This window comes from Alphaproteobacteria bacterium (assembly GCA_016699735.1).
In the GTDB taxonomy this organism is placed as follows: domain Bacteria; phylum Pseudomonadota; class Alphaproteobacteria; order Micavibrionales; family Micavibrionaceae; genus JAGNKE01.
Window position 1 is genome coordinate 729783 of the sequence record CP065008.1, and the last position, 20448, is coordinate 750230.

The 20448-nt window shown below is 55.3% G+C and carries 19 protein-coding genes and 1 tRNA gene; 15 read left to right on the forward strand and 5 right to left on the reverse strand.

Annotated features, from left to right (window positions below; translation table 11 throughout):
- Positions 1-217 precede the first annotated feature (217 nt).
- From IPN28_03560 to IPN28_03570, 3 genes are all read left to right on the forward strand, one after another.
- Positions 218-307: transfer RNA gene (locus IPN28_03560), tRNA-Ser, on the forward strand.
- Between the two features lie 43 nt (positions 308-350).
- Complete coding sequence (locus IPN28_03565) at positions 351-1400, forward strand: NAD(P)-dependent alcohol dehydrogenase (GenBank protein QQS57909.1); 1050 nt, start codon at positions 351-353, stop codon at positions 1398-1400.
- A gap of 174 nt (positions 1401-1574) precedes the next feature.
- Entirely contained in the window at positions 1575-4073 is a 2499-nt protein-coding gene (locus tag IPN28_03570; protein ID QQS57910.1) for an HD domain-containing protein, read from the forward strand.
- A 16-nt stretch (positions 4074-4089) separates the two neighbouring features.
- On the opposite strand, the gene IPN28_03575 is transcribed toward IPN28_03570, so the two are convergent.
- Positions 4090-4584 carry a hypothetical protein gene (locus tag IPN28_03575; GenBank protein QQS57911.1) on the reverse strand — a complete coding sequence of 165 codons (495 nt, stop codon included), beginning with the start codon at positions 4582-4584 and terminating at the stop codon, positions 4090-4092.
- A 115-nt stretch (positions 4585-4699) separates the two neighbouring features.
- Between IPN28_03575 and IPN28_03580 the strand changes: the two genes are divergently transcribed.
- Positions 4700-5632, forward strand: a complete 933-nt coding sequence (locus IPN28_03580; protein ID QQS57912.1) for a cation transporter — start codon at positions 4700-4702, stop codon at positions 5630-5632.
- Between the two features lie 14 nt (positions 5633-5646).
- Here IPN28_03580 and IPN28_03585 read toward each other — a convergent pair whose 3' ends face one another.
- The gene (locus IPN28_03585) at positions 5647-6552 is read right to left on the reverse strand and encodes a transglutaminase-like cysteine peptidase (GenBank protein QQS57913.1); all 906 of its coding nucleotides are present in this window, start codon (positions 6550-6552) and stop codon (positions 5647-5649) included.
- A gap of 256 nt (positions 6553-6808) precedes the next feature.
- On the opposite strand from IPN28_03585, the gene rfaE1 reads away from it, so the two are divergent.
- Positions 6809-8317 carry a D-glycero-beta-D-manno-heptose-7-phosphate kinase gene (gene rfaE1, locus IPN28_03590; GenBank protein ID QQS58524.1) on the forward strand — a complete coding sequence of 503 codons (1509 nt, stop codon included), beginning with the start codon at positions 6809-6811 and terminating at the stop codon, positions 8315-8317.
- A gap of 66 nt (positions 8318-8383) precedes the next feature.
- On the opposite strand, the gene IPN28_03595 is transcribed toward rfaE1, so the two are convergent.
- Entirely contained in the window at positions 8384-9037 is a 654-nt protein-coding gene (locus IPN28_03595; GenBank protein ID QQS57914.1) for a hypothetical protein, read from the reverse strand.
- Between the two features lie 160 nt (positions 9038-9197).
- Between IPN28_03595 and IPN28_03600 the strand changes: the two genes are divergently transcribed.
- From IPN28_03600 to IPN28_03610, 3 genes are all read left to right on the forward strand, one after another.
- Positions 9198-9434 carry a hypothetical protein gene (locus IPN28_03600; protein QQS57915.1) on the forward strand — a complete coding sequence of 79 codons (237 nt, stop codon included), beginning with the start codon at positions 9198-9200 and terminating at the stop codon, positions 9432-9434.
- Between the two features lie 100 nt (positions 9435-9534).
- Positions 9535-10188, forward strand: coding sequence for a hypothetical protein (locus tag IPN28_03605; GenBank protein QQS57916.1), 654 nt, complete (start codon positions 9535-9537; stop codon positions 10186-10188).
- A 6-nt stretch (positions 10189-10194) separates the two neighbouring features.
- Entirely contained in the window at positions 10195-10803 is a 609-nt protein-coding gene (locus IPN28_03610) for a hypothetical protein (protein QQS57917.1), read from the forward strand.
- A gap of 4 nt (positions 10804-10807) precedes the next feature.
- Here the strand turns inward: IPN28_03610 and IPN28_03615 are convergent, their stop codons facing one another.
- Complete coding sequence (locus tag IPN28_03615) at positions 10808-12289, reverse strand: D-alanyl-D-alanine carboxypeptidase (GenBank protein ID QQS57918.1); 1482 nt, start codon at positions 12287-12289, stop codon at positions 10808-10810.
- 307 nt (positions 12290-12596) lie between these two features.
- Here IPN28_03615 and IPN28_03620 point away from each other — a divergent pair, with 307 nt between their 5' ends.
- The gene (locus tag IPN28_03620; protein QQS57919.1) at positions 12597-13271 is read left to right on the forward strand and encodes a phasin family protein; all 675 of its coding nucleotides are present in this window, start codon (positions 12597-12599) and stop codon (positions 13269-13271) included.
- Positions 13272-13350: 79 nt separating this feature from the next.
- On the opposite strand, the gene IPN28_03625 is transcribed toward IPN28_03620, so the two are convergent.
- A complete protein-coding gene (locus IPN28_03625) occupies positions 13351-15486 on the reverse strand; it encodes a M10 family metallopeptidase C-terminal domain-containing protein (GenBank protein QQS57920.1) in 2136 nt (711 codons plus the stop codon).
- 161 nt (positions 15487-15647) lie between these two features.
- Here IPN28_03625 and IPN28_03630 point away from each other — a divergent pair, with 161 nt between their 5' ends.
- From IPN28_03630 to IPN28_03655, 6 genes are all read left to right on the forward strand, one after another.
- On the forward strand, positions 15648-16277 hold the full coding sequence (locus tag IPN28_03630) for a methylthioribulose 1-phosphate dehydratase (GenBank protein QQS57921.1): 630 nt from the start codon (positions 15648-15650) through the stop codon (positions 16275-16277).
- Positions 16274-16828: a cupin gene (locus tag IPN28_03635; protein QQS57922.1), complete on the forward strand. Its 555-nt coding sequence runs from the start codon at positions 16274-16276 to the stop codon at positions 16826-16828. The genes IPN28_03630 and IPN28_03635 overlap by 4 nt, the downstream gene beginning before the upstream one ends.
- 12 nt (positions 16829-16840) lie before the next feature.
- The gene (mtnC, locus tag IPN28_03640) at positions 16841-17539 is read left to right on the forward strand and encodes an acireductone synthase (protein QQS57923.1); all 699 of its coding nucleotides are present in this window, start codon (positions 16841-16843) and stop codon (positions 17537-17539) included.
- Between the two features lie 11 nt (positions 17540-17550).
- On the forward strand, positions 17551-18633 hold the full coding sequence (gene mtnA / locus IPN28_03645; protein ID QQS57924.1) for an S-methyl-5-thioribose-1-phosphate isomerase: 1083 nt from the start codon (positions 17551-17553) through the stop codon (positions 18631-18633).
- A gap of 2 nt (positions 18634-18635) precedes the next feature.
- Positions 18636-19328 carry a hypothetical protein gene (locus IPN28_03650; protein QQS57925.1) on the forward strand — a complete coding sequence of 231 codons (693 nt, stop codon included), beginning with the start codon at positions 18636-18638 and terminating at the stop codon, positions 19326-19328.
- 170 nt (positions 19329-19498) lie between these two features.
- Positions 19499-20383 (forward strand): hypothetical protein, encoded by an 885-nt coding sequence (locus IPN28_03655; protein QQS57926.1) that lies wholly within the window; start codon positions 19499-19501, stop codon positions 20381-20383.
- Positions 20384-20448 lie beyond the last annotated feature (65 nt).

Sequence of the window (20448 nt, forward strand, 5' to 3'; positions counted from 1 at the left end):
CAAATTCTTGTTCCCTCTGGCTGTTTATTGATCGGATCAGGAGTCGTCGGTCCAGGAGTGGTAAAAATTAGCCTCAAATTAGCCTCCTTCAACCGGAGAGCAAAAAACTCCGCCCCCTGATTGCCACTAGACAGCACAGCACAAATATCGCTAGAAAGTGAGGGGTCGGCGCTAAGGCTCTACCGCAGTCACAGGGATAACCAAAGCGCGGGAAACCGGAAGGGTGGTCGAGTGGTTGAAGGCTCCGGTCTTGAAAACCGGCGTGGGCGCAAGCTCACCGTGGGTTCGAATCCCACCCCTTCCGCCATTGTCCGCCCATACGCCCTTATTTTTTATAGAGAGAAAATGCCATGATCAAAGCCAGATCCTATGCCGCGCAAAACGCCAAATCCGCCCTTGCCCCATGGTCGTTCGATCGGCGGGCGGTCGGGGACAATGACGTTCTCATCGATATCGCCTATTGCGGCGTCTGCCACTCCGACATCCATCAGGCTCGCAACGAATGGGGAAATTCGATTTTCCCGATGGTGCCGGGCCACGAGATCGTCGGCATCGTTTCCAAGGTCGGTAAGAACGTGAAGAAATTCAAGGCAGGCGACAGGGTGGGGGTCGGCTGCCTCGTCGATTCCTGCCGGACCTGCCCGCAATGCAAGAAGGGGCTGGAGCAATTCTGCCCGGATATGTCGGTCACCTATAACGGCTATGAACAGGATAAAAAGACGCCCACCTTCGGCGGCTATTCCGATGTGATTGTCACGCATCAGGATTTTGTTCTGAGCATCCCAGATAATTTACCGCTCGATGCGGCGGCTCCGCTGCTCTGCGCCGGCATTACGACTTATTCTCCGCTGCGGCACTGGAAGATCGGCAAGGGCCATAAGGTCGGAATTATCGGACTGGGCGGTCTCGGGCATATGGGCGTGAAATTCGCTTCGTCCTTCGGAGCGGAAACCCTCGTCATTACGACTTCGGCCAGCAAGGCAGCGGATGCCAAGCGTCTGGGCGCCGCAGGCGTGGTGGTTTCAAAGGACGAGGCCGACCTGAAAAAACACGCGGGGAGCTTTGATTTCCTGCTCAATACCGTCGCCGCAACCTACGATCCGGGCCTGTACCTTAACCTCCTCAAAGTGGACGGCACCATGGCGGTGGTGGGAGCACCAGACCAGCCGCTCAACCTGCATCTCTTCTCCGTCATCATGGGACGCAAAACCCTGGCGGGTTCGTTGATTGGCGGCATAGCGGAAACGCAGGAAATGCTTGATTACTGCGGCAAGCACAATATCGTCTCGGACGTTGAGGTCATACCGATGCAGGAGATCAACGAAGCCTATGAGCGGATGATCAGGAGCGACGTGCGCTACCGCTTCAGCATCGATATGGCGTCTCTGAAAGCGGCTTAGCGCATAAACGCGGAAGCTTTTTTTGGATCAGGGGGGCTGTTCAGCGACCCTGTTTTTTCCGTGCATTTTCTTCCTAAAAAAGGCATTCTGTGGCACAATATGGCACTGAAATGAACGAATAAACAGAAAACAGCTTAAAAACAGGGGCTTGGGGCCGACTGGTTGGTTGCAACAATGAGTAAGCCATTCGATTATAAGGCGGCAAGGGACTCTTTTCGGGCAAAAGAGTCGGCTTTTCTGGGTGAGTTGCGCGGCGGAACGATGACCGCCCGAGAATTCACCCGGGCGATGAGCGACCTTACAGACGGCGTGGTCAGGCAGGTCGCCGACCATTATCTCAAAGCGCACGAATCGCAAGTTTCTCTGGTTTTCTCGGGGGGCAATGGCCGGGAGGAAATATATCCCGGTTCCGATCTGGATTTTCTTCTGATTGTCCCTGAATCCATGAGTGAAACACTTGACCCTGAACTTGAGCGGAGTTTCAGCAGCTTTCAGACAACCCTCTGGGATATGGGGTTTAAGACCGAACCCATTGTGCGGACGGTGAAACAATGTTCGCAGGCCTCATTAGAGGACATCATCAACTGGTCAAGCCTTCTCGACCGACGCTTGGCTTGGGGTGCGCTTGGACCAATGCAGGAGTTGGATGCGGAAATGACCGCTCTGAATGCAGCGCAATGGGAAGAGTTTATTGATCAAAAACTGGCGGAAACCGCAAAGCGCCATGAAAAGCAGAGCGATTCGCGCTACTTCCTTCAGCCGGATATCAAGGAAGGCAAGGGCGGTCTGCGTGATTTCCAATCCATGATGTGGATTGCCGAAGTCGCGTTTGGCTATGAGACGGTTTCCGATCTGGAAGAGAAAGGCTTAATCTCCGGCCCTGAAGCAAAAAGTATTCAGCAGGCGTACGATTTTCTGTTGGAAGCGCGCTGCCATTTGCATACCCGGAACACGGCACAAAAACACAACAACGTCCTGACCGCTGAGTTGCAGCCGATCATTACAAAGATTATGACGGATTATGAGCCTGATCAGCGTCAGGAAGCTGTCGAGGATTATATGCGGCGGTACTTCCGCCATGCACGGGATATTGGCTTCTTAACCAGCGTTGTCAGCGCTGCCGCACTGGATAAGAAAGCAGGGTTCGCCGCCCCGGTCAAAAGGGTTGATGGGTTTCAGATCCGGGGTGACAAAATCCACTTCGACACCGACACACCGATCCCTCTGGAAATGATGAAGATTTTCAGGGTCGCGCAGCAGGAGCATGTGGAGGTTCACCCTGATGCCTTGCGCCAGATACGCAGAAACCTCCGCAAGTTCGATGAAGTCGCACGCAATGATCCCGACACGAACAAGACGTTCATGGACATCCTGACGGCAAAGGAAAATGTCGCAGATACTTTACGCAAGATGCAGGAAGCGGGCATTCTGCCCAAATTCCTGCCTCCTATGGACGGGATCGACATGAGGATGCAGTTCGATCCCTACCACGCCTACACGGTGGACGAACATACCTTCCAGGCGATCGGTCATTTGGGAAATCTGGAAGCCAAGGGATACGAGAAGGAGGCCAAATTGGCCGGAGATTTGGCCGCGGAGCTATCTGATTCTGAGCGCAGGATCATGGCTGTGGCTCTCTTGACGCACGATGCGGGCAAGGACAAGGTGGAAACGGGCGATGAGGAGGAGCATCCTGTCCGAGGTTCTGAAATGGTCAGAGAATACGGGAGGCGCCTCGGCCTGGAAGACCACGAGACAAAAAGAGCGGCATGGCTGGTCGAAAACCATCTCTTGTTGGCGCACACAGCTCTGAGGCGTGATCTTGCCGACCCTTGGACGGTAGAAACTTTCGCCAAATACGTCGGAACTAAAAATAATCTTCGCTTGCTCACCGTCCTGACCACGGCCGATATTATGGGCAACGGCCCAAAAAGTTGGGAGCCGAATGCGGCCGTCCGCATCGCCAACCTCTACCACCGAACCATGGGGTATATGCAGGGTCAATCTTTTGAACCGTCGGGAGAGTTCGAAGCTGAGGACAGGGAAAAAGGCACAACAATAAGTCTGAAAACCGACTTTATGAGAAACGCAACGGTAATCGAAGTTCTTACGCCTCAGACAAGCCGTTTATTCGAAAGGCTGACGGGTGCATTGGCAAAAAAACACGCCAATATCGTCGGACTCGACTTTTCCGCAAACGGGGACGGGTCCACAGCCCAAAGTACGGTCATTGTTCAATCGGAAAGCAATTCATCAGCCTTCGATGAGGAGCGCCATTCGGAACTGCAAAAGGCAATCGAAAACGCTTTGTCGGGAGATAGGGGACTGGATGAAAAGGTGCCGGATGCCTCACCGTACAACGCGCGCAAAGTGGTTCCCTATAAACTGGATCCTGAAGTCTACCTCTCCAACGAAGACAGTAGCCAGAGCACATTGATCGAAGTCATCGCCCCCGACCGCCCCAGCCTGCTGAATAACGTCGCCAGAGTCTTCAATGAACAGGGTCTGGAAGTTAAACACGCACGCGTCTCGACCCTCAGTCGGGGCTTCAAGGCGCATGATACGTTTTATGTCATAGACCGTGAAACCGGGGCGCAGGTAGACCCTAACCGCTTCGAAGACATCCGGCAGGCTCTGCTCGACAGTCCGGCTTTAAGAGCCTTTGAACAATAAAGAAATCTGCCAAGCGTTACTCCGCCCGCATGACTACGGCCTGAGGGCTGGCGGAAACGGTACCGGAAATTTCAGCATTTTCCCCCACGCTGTATCCTTCGCCGGCACCCTCAGGAAACAGCACAACAAGATCATAGCGTGCATCACGGGAATCTTCCCCGCTCTCCGCGATCGTGAGCCTGGGTTGAGCGCACATTCCTCCCGAAGAGGGGCAGGCATCCTCCCCGATCAAAACAGAAACCACAACCCCGCGGACCGCAACCTTTTTCTCATGCAGAGCCGTCCGGTGTTCGACAAGAAACCGAACACTCACAGCTTCAGACGGAAGGGCTTCCAAGGAAAGATCGGGCAGAAGTAACCCCTGGGCTCGGTCAGGATAAATCACTCCCATTTCAACAACGCCGCTGCTTCCTTGTATGCTCTGAGCGCCCGGAATTTCAGGCGCGGACTCCTCAGCAAAAGCGGGTGAAAAGCAAAGAAGGCAAAACAGGCTCAGAAAAAGAAATCGCATAGGACTCTCCCTTGAAAACAGAAATATACAACAATCAGCGAAATCGAAGCAAAGAAACAGGAGGAAAAAACGAAAGAGGGTTTGTGCGGGATATAAACGCAGCTAATATGAACCCATGTCTGAAACGGAAAGCCTGCAACAACCGATAGAACCGCGCTATGCGATTTATGCAGGTTATGCCTCGATAGCTATCGTCATCGTTCTGATTTTCGCCAAATCTCTGGCTTATTACGCCAGCGGTTCCTCCAGCGTCCTGTCCTCTCTCACGGATTCGGTGATGGACTCCTTTGTCTCCCTTATAGCCTTGGGGAGCATATACTACGCCCAAAGGCCCGCTGACGAGGACCACCGCTGGGGGCACGGCAAGATGGAGGGTGTTTCGGCACTTTTTCAGGCCGCGGTGATTTTTGCGGGCGCCTTCTTTCTGGTGCTGGAGGCCGCCAGCCGCTTCCTCGCGCCCGCCCCCATCGGGCATCATGTGCTGGGCATCGCGGTCATGGTGTTTTCGATCCTTCTTTCAGTTCTGCTTGTCTGGATTCAGCGTCTGAGCCTCAAAAAGGCGCCGTCCCTGGCGGTTGAAGCGGACAGCGCCCATTACGGCAGCGATATTCTTATCAATGCAGGCGTGATGCTTGTGCTGATCCTGACCGCTAACGGCGCACCGATCTGGATTGACCCGCTCTTCACCGTGATAGTCGCGGCGATGATGGCAGCAATATCAAGAAAAATCGGTGGCAAGGCGGTCGATATGCTCCTCGATCGGGAGTTGCCGGATTCCGAACGCCGCCGCCTGATCGAAATTATCGCAGGACACGAAGGCGTGAAGGGCTGGCATGATCTGCGGACCACCCGCCACGGCATGGGGGTCGTCGTCTCGGTGGATATCGAAGTCGCGGCGGACCTGTCTTTACGGGCGGCGCATGATATCGCAAGGCAGGTCGAATCGAAAATCCTTCTGGCCTTCCCCCACGCCGAAATTCTGATCCATGTTGATCCCGAAGGTGACACGGACGACACACGGCACAAGGTGCAGGGCATCCATACCTGAGTATAATTGGATTGTTACTTCGCCGAAGCGACCAGCGTGCTGTCCGGGGCCGTGTGCAGCCACCAGAATTCGCGGTTGATCGAGAAGATCGGGCGGTAGCGGGTTCGCAGCGAATCCGCGCCCAGAACCTCTTTATTCTGGTTATCCAAAACAACGGCGCCTTCGGAAGTATAGACTACCAGAACGGCATGAGGGATATTTTTGACCTTGTCATGCACGATGGCAATCCGCAGACGTTCTTCACCGACTCCAAGGGCACGCAGCGCCACATACTTGGCGATCGCAAAATCTTCGCAATCGCCGCCGTTGGTCAGAAATTCGATCGGGGTCGCCCAGTAATCGCTCTTCCCCCAGTTCCGGTTGTCCAGAATATAACGCTTCTGGTTCATCATGCTGTTGACTTTTTCGGCCATGGCGGACAGCGATAAATCCTTGAAAGCTTCAAGATCACGCTTCAATTCGGCGATGACGTCCTGCGAGGAAGAATCCTTCAGCGCCCGGTCAAACCGCTTGAACATGTCCTCCCATTTCGTAAAGGCGGTGAGGTTGCTCGAGCGTTTTTCCTCCGACCCGAACAGGGCGGGGTAGGACTCAAGCCCTTCGAAAGTCGCAACGCTGGCAAGGCTGACCTTGGCTGGAACATCCATGATCTCGGCATCTGCGCGTTTGGAGAAAATCCCGAGAGTTAGAAAGAACAGCATCGTGCCCGCGACCACGCGCAACGCCTTCTGCCGGAGCAGGATCAGGGCCAGAGTCCGTTTGCTGAGAACATTCCGTTCGATCAGGATTTGCCCTAGGGGAATTTTGCGGGATTTATGCTCCTCCAGTGCATGGCGTAATTCGGAGCAGGTGATGACCCCCTTGAGAACCAGAAGCTCGCCGATTTTGCTGTTATTAAGGGCCGCATGAAGGGACCGCATAAGTCCGCCTCCACCCTTCACAGGTGATTCGACACAGCGAATAGTGTTACTCTGACTCACGTACTAGCCCCCTGATAACGGCTCAAATCCTAGAGTTTTGCCCTGTTTTCTCCCCTTCATTTAACCCGATAAAGATTGACGAATCCCTAACAAAAGCGCATAAAAGCAAGGATTTTGGCGTTTTTATTAAAAAAACCTTAAAAAGGATCACAAAATGGCCGAAAACCAGCACGATGACACCGATCTGGTCCGCAACATGGCGCAGGCCGCCGTTCTTGTGGCCGGGGATATCATGCTCGACCGCTTCGTCTACGGCCACGTAGACCGCATATCCCCGGAAAGCCCGGTACCGATCCTCACCATTGACCGCGAAAACATAATGCTCGGCGGCGCGGGTAACACGCTCTCGAACCTGATTCACCTTAAATGCCGGGGAAAAATCCTCTCCATCGTCGGCGACGACGAGGCCGGACGGCAGGTTTGCGACAAGGCCGAACACTATGGCATAGACACAACAGGCCTCCTGACGCTCACCGACCGCCCGACCATCGTCAAGACGCGCTTTCTGGCGGGACACCAGCAGCTTCTCCGCACGGATTTTGAGCGGGTCAGGGAGATTTCAAACGAGACCGAGCAGGACTTGCTCCGGGCCGCCGATAAGATTCTCCCCACTGTCAACGCCCTGATCCTCTCCGATTACGGCAAGGGTCTGCTGACGCCCTCCCTGATAAAAGGTCTGATCGACCGCGCCAAAAAATACCGCATCCCCGTTTTGGTCGATCCCAAGGGCGCGGATTACTCGAAATATGCCGGAGCCGATGTCGTCACCCCCAACCGCAAGGAACTCTCCCTGGCCACCGGCGGCCGCACGGTCGATGACGACGAGCAGGTCACGCAGGCGGCGGAGGACATCATCAAACGCTGCAAGATCAAGACGGTTGTCGCCACCCGTTCAAGGGACGGTATGAGCGTGATCGGCAAGGACGGCGCCGTTCATATCCGCAGCGCCACTGACATAGAGGTCTTCGACGTCTCCGGCGCGGGCGACACGGTGATCGCCACCATCGCCGCTTGTCTCGCCGCCGGGGCGGACATCGTTCAGGCCGCGGCGCTCGCCAACCTCGCCGGATCGATCGTTGTCTCCAAGGTCGGCACGGCCCCCATAAGGGCGGAGGAATTGATCGAAGCCCTCGAGAATATCGATATGCACGGGCAGGATCTGGCGTCCTTCTCCGCCCGCGCCAGCGTTCAGGACCGCACCCGCGAGGCGCCCGTCGCCCGCACATGGGAGGAGGCGAAGGAGAATATCGAACGCTGGAAGGCGAGGGGGCTTTCTGTCGGCTTTACAAATGGATGTTTCGACATCATCCACCCCGGCCATGTGAAATATCTCAACGCCGCCCGCCATCGCTGCGACCGCCTCGTGGTCGCCCTCAACGTCGATTCATCGGTCAAATTTTTGAAGGGCGAGGGCCGGCCTGTGCATGATGAGCAATCCCGCGCCGCCGTTCTGGCCGCGCTCGGTGCCGTCGATCTTGTGGTGCTGTTCGGCGCAAAGGAAAAGGGGCAGGACAACACCGCCACCGCCCTGATTAACGTCCTCCAGCCGGACCTGTATTTCAAGGGCGGCGATTACACGGCGGATCAGATCCCTGAGGCTCCGGCAGTCATCGCCTACGGCGGGCAGGTCGAGATTCTGGATATATCGGAGGGCCACAGCACCACAGCCTCGATCAAAAAAATCAAGGCGGGAAAGGCAGCATAATGCATTTAGCAGCCATCCCAAATCGAATCCATCGTCAGAAGGGCATTTAAGAGCTTTTTATCCATCTCAATTCCTTTTCGTTTTGAAATTCCCGCTGTGCAGGCTTAGCGGTGCATTCCTTGAAGTCATACCTCCATGCAGGTAATGCCCTTTGAGTGAATTCAGCCAAGGCAGCCAGGTATCAATAACTCCTTCGGTCACAGGATCGTTAGTCCTTTCAATCGTGATGGCCTTGAGAGATACGCCGTCGCCAAATATGTCTTTCATATTGTCTGTGTTGACGGACAAGATCGTTTTCGGGTTATTGATATCGGTGAAGGCGACCAAGCCGTACGTAGTCGCTTTCAACTCCGCCTTCTCACCGACTTTCAGGCGGTTGTAAAACTCGATTTGCTTCATGACGTCATTGTCAGAAGAAGGAAAGGCATCAAAGAACTCTTGATAACTGTTCCAATAGATAAGGCGAAACAGAACGCCGCGTTGCCCCAGATCGACAACGACAGCTTCTCCTGAGACCTGAAATTTCATCGCGGGCGCATCTGGATTGAGCGCCATCGGGTTATAGGCACTAACTTGCCTGACAACGCTTCCGGTCTTCGTTCCTTCAGGCGTCTCCACCGAAACCGTGATCCGGTAATTCCAATGGGACGAAAACAGATATTCGTTGCCGACAAACAGACCGCATACGAACAACACAACAAGAGCGATCCAAAACCGCAAAAGACTCTCCCACACACCAAACAGCGTCTGAACAAACTCGAATGGTATCACATATCCAGCCGGGGATAATCTCTCCTTTTCCCGATCAAACTCTTGACTCCTATCTCATAAATGCGAATAATTATCAATCGCAATTAACCCTGCAAAAAGGGAGGAAACAATGCTCAGGGATTTTTGGCTTCTGGAAACCTATTTTGGCCCAACCGACGCCGCGCAAACGGTGGAGGAGGTGGTCAAACGCTACGGCGCTGAGCGTTTCCGGGACGCGCTTCAGGCCGGACATATCACATTACGCTCGGTCTTCCTGCAGCCGCACGGGGGCCGCACACTCTGCGCCCTCTCCGAAAAGGGACGGCAGACGGTAAAAGCCCCGCGCCCCGAAGACCAGCCTGTTTAAAACTCCCCGCACCCGCCGCAAAACCTCTGGCCCCGCCTGAATCAAGCTGTTAAGATTCGCCCGGTAAAACTCCTCTGGCGTGTTCACACAAGGCTGTCCCATGCGTTATTCCAGCACTCTATCCGCCCTCGCTTTCGCCCTCGTTCTTGCGGGCTGCGGCAAAACCAGCCTCATCGGCCGGGGCTACAGCTCCTTCAAGGAACCCTATAAATCCGAGGCCGGATTGAAGGCCGCCCCCATCGGCTACCGTTACAGCGCCGCCTATAACGAGCAGGTCGTGAACGATATGCGCTTCGCCGCCAAGGATCTGGTGTCGCAGATGGAAACCGGACACGCCGTCGATGTCGAGAGAATCTACCTCACCCCCGGTGGCCCGTCCGCCTTTTATACCGCCTTCGACCACGTCCTGCGCGATGAACTGACCTACCGCGGTTATGAACTGGTCACGGTGCCCGAGTCGGGCGCTCTGCCGGTGACCGTGGCGGCCTCTGAAACAAACGGCGAAAATGAAAAGGGCGCGAAAGCCTCCGCCTACCGCGAACTGGATGTCGCACTCGTCAACGCCGAAAAAACGCTGGCCCGTGGCACCTATATCCTCCCGGCCTATGGTTTCACGCGCAGCACGGCCTCTCTGCCGGAAACCGTAAGGGATGAATCGGAAGACGCATCCGCCCCCGTTCCGATCGCCGAAGTCAGCGCCGAGCCGCTCGCCGAACTTCCCGAGGCGGCGGTCTATTCAGGCGCCAAAAAATAATCGGCCATGAAAGAGCAGGGCGCAAAGGCGGGAATGGGCAGGAGGAAAACCCTTCTGGCTTTTGCGCTTCTGACCTCGTGCTTAAACCTGTCCGCCTGCGGCCTCAGCAATTTTGAGGTGGTGACGGGCGCAATATCAGCCGCGACTCAAGGCATCTTCAGCGACCCGAAGGTCAATCTGCGTGAAAAGAACTACGCCGCCGCCGACTACCTGCTCCAGCAAAGCGGTAACTATCTCAACCGAACAGGCACCATTCTGGCCAAGCCATTGGTCGAGGCGGATAACCCCGCCGCACCCTCGCCGTTGGGGCGTAGAATCTCTTCGGACGTGGGCGCCCGTCTGGCCGAACTCGGATACACCGTGAACCTGTCGGACGTTGCCAGCCGCTCCGACCAGAAGTTTTACAAGGCGCAGCAATCCGTCCCGGAATTCCTTCTGACCGGAGCCACCCTGAAGAAAAAGGAAAAGATTGAGGTCTCCCTGCGCCTCGTCGAGGCCGCTTCGCAGCGGATCATTTCCTCCTTCGATTACACCATGCCCTACGACAGCGAACTGCGAAAACTCTCCGAGTCCGACACGCAGATTTTCCGCACCGGGCATCCTCATCCGCATTAAAATCTCAGGGATTATCCGGCGGGATCGGGATGCACTCCTCCAGATAGGTACACGCTTTGGCTGCGCTTTCGTGCGTATAGCCTGACAGCCGCCCCCGGTAAACCCACCCCTCGGGCGTTTTCAGGGGCGCTACGATGACCCGGGCGCTGCGTAAATCCTGCGGAAGTTTGCTCAGGCTTGTCGCCAGGGCTTTATCTGTGCGCTCCCGGGTGCTGAAAGCGCCGATCTGAATCGACCAGTCGGACTGGGAAAGTTGGAGTGCCGTTTCCCGCACCTGCGCGGTAATATCGTTAGGTTTCGCAGAAGGCACAGGCTCACCCCTGCTCATGAGGGGACTGCCGAAAACATCGTCGGGAATGGACGCTCCGGTGAGTGCCGACACCGCAATCAATCCCGTCTCAAGCCTTTTGCGGACAGTAGGGTCGGCATCGCCTTCGCCCATGATCCGGCCAAGGCTGCCACCCGGGGCATCCAGCGCTGCCCAGCGGTCGATGGCCTGCGGCGAGGAGCTTTGCAGCAAATCCTCAATCCCGTTGGCAGCAGGCGCTTCTCCGGTCTCCGCAATATGATAAGAAACTTCAGGCTTGCGGAGAGGTTTCGGGGTATCGGGACGGGCAATGCGGAGCTTCTGAGCCTTGACGAACCCTTCATTCAGTAACTCTTCCATTTTCAGGTTGCGGGCCTTGGCATTCCGCCCCCCGAAAACCACGCCGATCAGTCGCCGCTCACCGCGTACCGCCGACGCGACAAGATTATAGCCCGAGGCCTGAATATATCCGGTTTTCAGCCCGTCCATACCGGGATAGGTATCCATCAGTCGGTTGTGGTTTTTGTAGGTTTTCCCGAGGTAGGTAAAGCTCTTCTTGGAAAAATATTTATAATACCGTGGATAGTCATAAATCAGGATATGCGCCAGCTTGGCCATATCCGCGGCAGAAGTGATCTGCCCGGGGTCGTGCAGGCCTGAGGCGTTCTTGAAAACTGTCCGCGTCATACCCCGCTTTTGCGCGGTCCGCGTCATCATGCGGGCAAAATTGCTCTCGGTCTTGCCCAGATGTTCGGCCACGGCCACGGCGATATCATTGGCGGATTTGGTCACCAGCGCGTAGATCGCGTCCTCGACGCGGATAGTGGCGCCGGGTTTAAGGCCGATCTTGCTCGGCACCATGCTGGCCGCCCGGTCCGAAATACGGATCCGGTCGTTAAGCCGCAGCCGGCCCTTGTCCAAAGCTTCGAACAGCATCATCAGAGTCATCATTTTGGTCAGGGAAGCCGGATGGACCGTGCTGTGCGCGTTCGATTGGTGAAGAATAACCCCGCTTTCGGCGTCAATCACCAGGGATGTATAGCGTGGCTTTGAGGCGGCTTCTGCCGTAAAAGAGCAAAAAAACAGAAAGGCAAACGCCAGCACCGGGAAAAACGCCCGGTGAACCGCAAGCTTTCCAAAAAAACCTTGCGCCCTAGTGTTAACCATTTGTTTTGGCATGAGAAAATCCAAGAAAAACCAAAAACCAAAGCGAACAGAAGTATGATCGCTTCAAGCAACGCTGACCTCCGAAAATTATAGCTCAGCCTAAGGAATCTGTCTAGAAAACCGTTTTTTGTGCATCGCACAAAAATCTCTTGACTTAACAACCCGCCCAGTGTTAAACCTTCCCCAGTTGTGCGATGCAATAGGATGTGGTAAGCATAGAACGTAATTTATACCCCTCTCAGGCATCCGCCGTAACCAAAATCTCTGTGTAAACTGACAATCGTGTAAAACGCTTTCACACACCCCTCGGGAGGTGCAAATGACGGAAGACAGTAAGTCCGCAAACAATAACGGGTCTGGAAATCAGGCCTCCGCAGCGAAGCCGAAGCTTTCAGCGAACGTAAGTGTTCTGAAAGCCAAGCCGAAGGCGGAAAGCCTGAAAAATGAAGCTAAACCCAGGGCGGAGGCAAAAATTGCAGTAAAAAAGACTGACAAGGCAACCGTCGCTAAACAGGAAGGCAAAAAGAACATAGAGCAAGGTTCAGAGGACACGGCAAAGAAATTTTCAACCAATACCATTAAGGAGAAGACAATGGCAAAAAGCACCAACAACTCAAACAGCAACATCAACGTTCCTTTTGACAGTTTCGCCAAGGAAGCCGCGGAAATCAGCCGCGACTATTCCGAGGCCTGTGTCAAATCCGGCACCATCTTCATGAAGGGCATGGAAGACTTCGTCGGCGTAGTCATGGCGCTCGCGCAAAGCTCTGCCGAAAAGCAGGCCCAGTTCATCAAGGAAGCGATGAGCAGCAAGACCATCAACGAGTTCGCGGAAGTGCAGAACAAGATCGCTCAGGCGAACTTTGACGACTTCATGGCTGGCGCCACCAAGCTCACGGAAATCAGCACCAAGCTGATCACCGAAAGCGCGGAGCCTGTCAACGCCCAGATCGGCAAGGCGATCAAGAAAGCCTCCCAGTCTTTGGCCGCCTAGGCTTTTAAGGCTTCGAATCAATTCCAAAAGCCCCGCTCTAAGCGGGGCTTTTTTTTAACGAAAGAATTGAAGAAAAATTTTAGACCGCGATCAACGTCCCGCCGGAAAGCAGATCGGCCTCATCGGTCAGCCCCGTGACATTCAGAAGCACGGAAACCGTAAGATACGAATTGCCGCCACCGTTCTGATCGACCGCCAGAACGCTGTTGGAGCCGCTATCGGTAATCCGCACAAAATCGTCTATGGAGTCGCTCAGGGGATCAAAACCGCTCAGAAGGTCAGAAATATCGATCTTGTCGCCTTGAGCGAGATTAAAATCAAGAATTCGGTCCACAGGCCCGCCGCCCCCGATATCTTGCAGGACAAAAAGGTCAGAGCCATTCCCGCCATGAAGTTGGTCGTAACCGTATCCGGCATACAACGTATCGCTTCCGTTCTCACCGCGCAGGTAATTATTGCCTGCATCCCCGCGCAGGGAATCATTATGGCTCGAACCCGTCACCGCCTCAATGTTGAAAAGCTGGTCGCCCTGGGCATCGCCGCCCGTATGGACATTCGTTTCAAGATTGATATGAACGGCCGAACTCGACCGGGTATAGCGGGCATAATCGAACCCGGCCCCCCCGTCGATAGTATCGCCCCCGCCATCGCCCTCAAGAATATCGTTTCCGGCAAGGCCAGTAAGGATATTCTTCTGATTACCGCCATAGAGAGTATCGCGCTTGCTGGCCTCATCCGAGCCTGTGACGTTCTCGATGGAGACCAGCGTGTCACCCTCGGCAAACCCGCCCGACGCCGTGCCTTTGAGCAGATCGACTTTCACCTCGATGGGGGAATTGCTGTAATCTACGGTATCGTTGCCGTCGCCGCCGTCGAAAATCTCCGCCGCCGAAGTGCCCGTGAAAACATCGTCTGTGACGATACCGAAAGACAAAAGCTCATCCAGCGTCATCGCCGCATACCCGGCGAACGAGAAAAATTCGATCAGATCGATATCGTTAAAAGTAATCCGGTTCACGCTGGACAACAGCGTCAGAATATCTCCTGTAACCGTCACATCGCCGGGATCCCAGACCGCATCGAAGGACACCGTGTCGATCCCGGTTGCTTCCGTGACGGCATCCTGCCCGCTCGTGAAGATGTAGGTATCGTTACCGGCTTGCCCGTAATAATTGTCGTCGCCGCCGCCGCCTGTAAGCACGTTGTTAGCGGAGTTCCCGTAAAGGGAATCATCGCCGCCTCCGGTCACGGCCTTTTCGATCTGTGTGCCATAGGCAATCGCCAGCGTATTCGTATCGCCGATGGAACTGAACCCGCCTTCCTCAAGATGGATAATGACATCAGCGCTCACGCTGCTGGTGTTGATCGTATCCGCCCCTCCGGCATCCCACAGCGTCTGCGGGGAATCATCGGAAATATTATAGAGAGTGTCTCCGGTGTTATAAGCCGTATTCGCACCATAGATTTCTTGCAACGCCGCGATATCGTAAAGCATATAGCTCTCGGCATATTGCGAGGAACCCCATGTTGACCAGTCATAGGCCATGACGGTGAATTGCTCGGTATTCTCCGCACCCGTAAGTCCGGCGGTAAAGGAGTGCTGCAAGCCAAGGGCGTGTCCCGTTTCATGCATCAGCGTAAAGAACCCATAGGTTCCAACCGTGACGTTCTGAGTCGCGGAGGCGTATTTGATATTCGTCCAGACATCGCCGCTGAAATTCCCCTGATCGGGATAATAAGCCCACGCGCCGGGATCGGAATTGGTGCTGGTCAGCCACGCCTGCCCATACGTGATATCGCCGACCCCGCTGACCTCGCTGAAAGTAACATTCGCAAAGCTTTCGATGGAATCAAGGATATCCCGCACCGCCTCTTTCATAGCATTGGTGAAAGGCTGGAAGTTTGTGCGTTCCTGCGCGTTCGAAGCGTAATAGGAGGGTACTGCATTCAGAAAGCTGTAGCTCACATTGGCCGCAACGCCTCCGCCCGGACCCCATTCATTCCCGCTGAGAAGCTCACCCGCATTGTTCAGGCCGATCGATGGCGGGGTCACCGTACCCCCGCCGCCCGGAAGAACCGCAAGATCGAAAAACGGGGTGCCATCCTGATGAACGGTACCCGAATCGTTTTGACAGACGGGGCAGCCGCATCCGCGGGGAATATCTGTGGAAAGTATCGTAGACAGCTCAGTTACGCGGGTTCCATTAACAGTCATAACGAAGGACTCCCTCGGAAAATAAAATAAAAAATAAAATTGAGTCCCTCATAATGCAATATCGGGGCCACAGTTCAACAACAAAAGAAGACAAGAGGACTCTTAACGCCGACGCAGGATAGTATTTGCCCCCGGAAGGGCTTTTGCCTATAAGAAACAGCATGAAGACAGGCTTTGACCGCGCCGCCGAAGAGATCATCCGGGCTGGAAACAGGCTGGACACACTAGGCCTTGCCCCTGCGACGGCGGGGAATTATTCGATGCGCCTTGAATCGGGCGAGATCGCCATTACAGTGTCCGGCGCCCATAAAGGCACTCTTGAGAAAAAGGACATCATGCGCCTGGATATTCAAGGAATCGCGCTGGAGGATAAAAAGCCGTCCGCAGAAACCTTGCTGCACACGCTTCTCTACGCGATGTTCCCGCACGTGCAGGCCATCCTGCATAGCCATTCCATCCCCTGCGTGGTCCTGACCCGCCTGTTTCCGAAGGAAAAATTTCTCACGCTGCAGGGCTATGAATTGCAAAAGGTCTTTCCAGGGGTAACCACCCATGAAACGCAGGTCATGCTGCCTGTTTTTGACAATTCGCAAGACATGACAGTCTTAAGTGCCCAGGTGCAGGAGGTCTTGCGCGACCGCCCCGAAACGCCCGCATATCTCATTCGTGGCCACGGGCTTTATGGCTGGGGCCGCACCATGAAGGAAGCCGCGCAGGTTGTCGAAGGCCTCGAAGTTCTGCTATCCTGCGAGCTCGAAATGCTGAAATTGGCAAAGGACATAAGACGATGAGCCGCCTGACGATTTTCCCCGACAACGATCCAAAAACCGCCGAGTTGGATACGGATGACGGCGCAGTGATGGCTAAAAAGCTGCACGAAATCGGCGTGACCTTCGAACGCTGGACGCCCAAGGCGATCCTGCCGAAAGAGGCCGACGACAAGGCCGTGATGGAATCGTATGCCGACGATATAGAGCGCCTCAAGAAAATCGGCAATTACAACACCGTGGATGTCGTGCGCCTCTCCCCTGACAATCCGAAAAAAATCGAAGCCCGTAACAAATTCCTCTCCGAACACACCCACGCCGAAGACGAAGTGCGTTTCTTCGTAGAAGGCGAGGGGATATTTTACCTCCGCACCGGCGGCAAGCTCTACATGACGCTATGCTGCCGCGGCGACCTCATCAGCGTCCCGGCGGGGGTCAAGCATTGGTTCGATATGGGGCCGGAACCGTCCTTCACCTGCATCCGCTTCTTCCAGACCCCGGAGGGCTGGGTGGCGGAATTCACGGGCGACGACATCGCCGACAAATTCCCTAAATTCGAAAAACACGCGGCTTAGAACGGAAAAAAAATGACCAAGTCAAATATTAAAGCGGTCCTTACAGACATCGAGGGCACGACCAGTTCGATTTCCTTCGTCAAGGACGTCCTCTTCCCCTATGCCTACAAGCACCTCCCTGAATTTGTCGAGGATTACAGCGAGGAAATCGCGCAGATTCTTGACGATGTCCGCGCCGAGGAAAAAAACCATGGTCTGACTCAGGAAGAGGTGGTCGAGGTTTTGCAGCGCTGGATCGAGGAAGACAAAAAACTCACGCCCCTCAAAACCCTTCAAGGCATGATCTGGCAGGCGGGCTACGAGGCAGGCGAACTGCACGGCCACATCTATGAAGACGCCGTGACGGGCCTGAAACGCTGGAAAAAATCGGGCCTCAAACTCTATATCTACTCCTCCGGGTCCGTCGCCGCGCAAAAGCTGCTCTTTTCGAATACATCGGCGGGCGACCTGACAACACTTTTCTCTGGCTATTTCGACACCACGACCGGACCCAAGCTCCAGCAGGATTCATACGAGAAAATCGCTCGCGAGATCGGCCTTCCGCCGGAGCAGATTCTCTTCCTCTCCGACAACACGCAGGAAATCGAGGCGGCGTATAAAGCCGGTATGAGCGTCATCGTTCTCGACCGCGACGGAATTCAGGACGATGTCCGCAGACACCGCGTCGTGAAAAACTTCGATGAGATCGAGCCGGAAAAAATCCCGGCCTGAGCAGGGGCGCCATGAAAATAAACGGCAAACATTACCGCTCGATCGAACTCACGGAGAACGGCTGGTCCGTTCGCATTTTCGACCAGCGCAAACTCCCGTGGGAGCTTGTTTTCGTCGAGTTGACGCAAAGAGATCAGGCCGCAACGGCGATCAAGGAAATGTGGACGAGGGGTGCCCCTTTGTTGGCAGCAACCGCCGCCTACGGCCTCTGTCTGGCACTGAGGGAAGACGCCTCCGACGAAAACCTGAAAATATCCTATGATCTTCTCCTCGCCACTCGCCCGACCGCCGTCAATCTCCGCTGGGCGCTGGATGAGATGCTCAAGGCGGTCAAACCCTTTCAGGGTCAGGACAGAATAAAGACCGCCTATGAACGCGCCAAGGAAATCTGCGACGAGGATGTGGAGATTAACCGCCGCATCGGCCTCAACGGCCTGCCGCTCCTGCGCGAATACGCCCGCAACAAACAGGGCAAGCCTCTGAACATCCTGACCCACTGCAATGCCGGATGGCTGGCCACGGTCGATTACGGCACCGTGACATCCCCCATTTACATGGCGCATGACGAGGGCATCCCCGTCCATGTCTGGGTCGATGAAACCCGCCCCCGCAATCAGGGCGCCTCCCTGACGGCCTTCGAACTCGCGCAGCACGGCGTCCCGCATACCGTGATCGCTGACAATGCCGGCGGCCACCTCATGCAGATCGGAAAAGTTGACCTCTGCATCGTCGGCACCGACCGCGTAGTCCGCAATGGCGATGTCTGCAACAAGATCGGCACCTATCTCAAGGCGCTGGCCGCTTACGATAACAACATCCCCTTTTATGTGGCTCTGCCTTATCCGACCATCGACTACACGCTGGAAAAAGGCGAGGATATCCCCATTGAGGAGCGCAGCGCGGAAGAGGTCACCCATATCGAGGGCCAGACGGTCAGCGGAGCGATTGAAAAAATTAAAATCACCCAATCCCCGGCGGCCAATCCCGCCTTCGACATCACGCCTGCCCGCTATGTGACCGGCTACATCACGGACCGGGGCTACTGGAACCGAATTCCAGAACGCGTGGAAGATTTCATAAAAAAGGCGGTTTAGAAATGACGGCAAAGGAAAAACCCGCGAAGACCTTGGCGACCACTTTGCTGAACGTGGCGTGGCTATCGGTTCTGCTGGGCTTGGGAATGGAAATCCTTCTGATTCTGGCCGCTGCTTATTTTGGCAGTGATAATGCGACCGCCGCGATTATAGCCGACGCCGTGCAGAAAATCTCCTGGTCCACTTTGGTCTGCAGCGGCGTAGCAGTGGGCATGGCCGCAGGAAAAATGCGCCCGCAGGTGATGGGCTTGGCTGGATTGATTGCTGCGCCCGTCGCCTTCTATACCGCCAAAGTCCTGCACAAAAGCGCCTCGCAGGCGCTGGCCATCGCGGGGCAAGCCGCAGTGGGCGGTCCGTCCCCCGTCCTGATCGTCTCGATAAAGGCTCTGGAATACGCGGCGCTGGGCTTGATTATCGGCACCCTCTCGAATCGTCCGTCCTTAAGCCTCTGGCACAATCTGCTGGCGGGTCTGCTGATCGGGATCGTTTTCGGAGGCACGATTGTCTATCTCATGGTCACCATGGCCACCGAGCCACTGCCCCCGCTGGGCATTGCCACCCGCTGCATCAACGAGATCATCTTCCCCGTGGGCTGTTCGGCAGTCCTTTTCGCGGCGCAAAAAATCGGCGAAAAAGGCGCCGAAACCACGCAAAAGGAGGCGAATCTGGAGCGCGAGTTCGCCCACGAGGAATAGGGGAGGCACGGGCCAGGAACCCCTAAAAAAGGCTCTTTTTCAGGCCGTTTCGTTAACTTTTGCTAAAAATTTACAAATGCTGTAGAATTTTGTATAAGTTTAGAAAATGAGGGGGAGTGTGCGCCAAAAGGGTCAGCACACCGCGAACAAAACAAAAGGAAAACAAAGACATGTCATTGCTTCGTTTCGAAATGCCGGATATGACCCAGGGAATTGATCTCACAGGCCAGCAAAACGGCCAGAAAAGGGACGTGGCCGATCCGAACGCGAATGTCAATGAAAGGGTTCTGGCCGGAGCCAATATTGAGGACATATTAGCAACGGGCGTGGATATCGACCGCAACGATCTCGCCCGCGAAGAATATTTCGACAATGCACTTAGTTCCGTTAATCTCCGCATGACCGATATCGATCTGGTCAATATGCAGCAACAGCGCGTTGCTAAGGAGGGCGTAGCCACCGATCTCCTCGAAGTTGGAAGCACAACAGGCGACAAGCTCGGCTTGAGCGACAGGCTGGAAGTCACAACGGATCAACTCCTGCAGGCCCGCAGTGGTAATCGGGAAGTCGCCCTCAGCACCCTGCACCGCGAAGACGGCTGGCACACCTATGACCCGGATAATGAACATGGAATATGGCAGGTCGGCCACCACCACGACAATGATGGCATCTACAGCGATTTCCGGGCCACGATCAACGGAATGGCCGTCAGCATGAGCCTTCAGGGTGTGGATTGGAACGACTTGAACCAGGCGCTCGGCCCGATGGGCAATCTCGATCAGATGCGCGATGCTCTGGACGGGCTGAATGATATTGCCACATCCCGCGCAGGTCTGGCCGGATTCGGTGCCTTCTTCCAGGCGCTCGATCAGGATCTGTTCAACCGCCAAAAGGTCGAAAACCCGAAAGCGACCGATCTGCGCACGCCTCTCGGCACCCCCGAAGAGGACATCAAGACCCCGCAGATGGCCTACAGACCGCCCGAGAAACAGCTCGACGGTCCCGGCGGCAGTGGCCCCGGAATGTCCATGGGCGCCCCGAATATGCGGGTTTAATAGCCAGACGGAATACCGGAAAACCGGGCCACAGGCCCGGTTTTTCATTTCGTGCGTGACTCAGT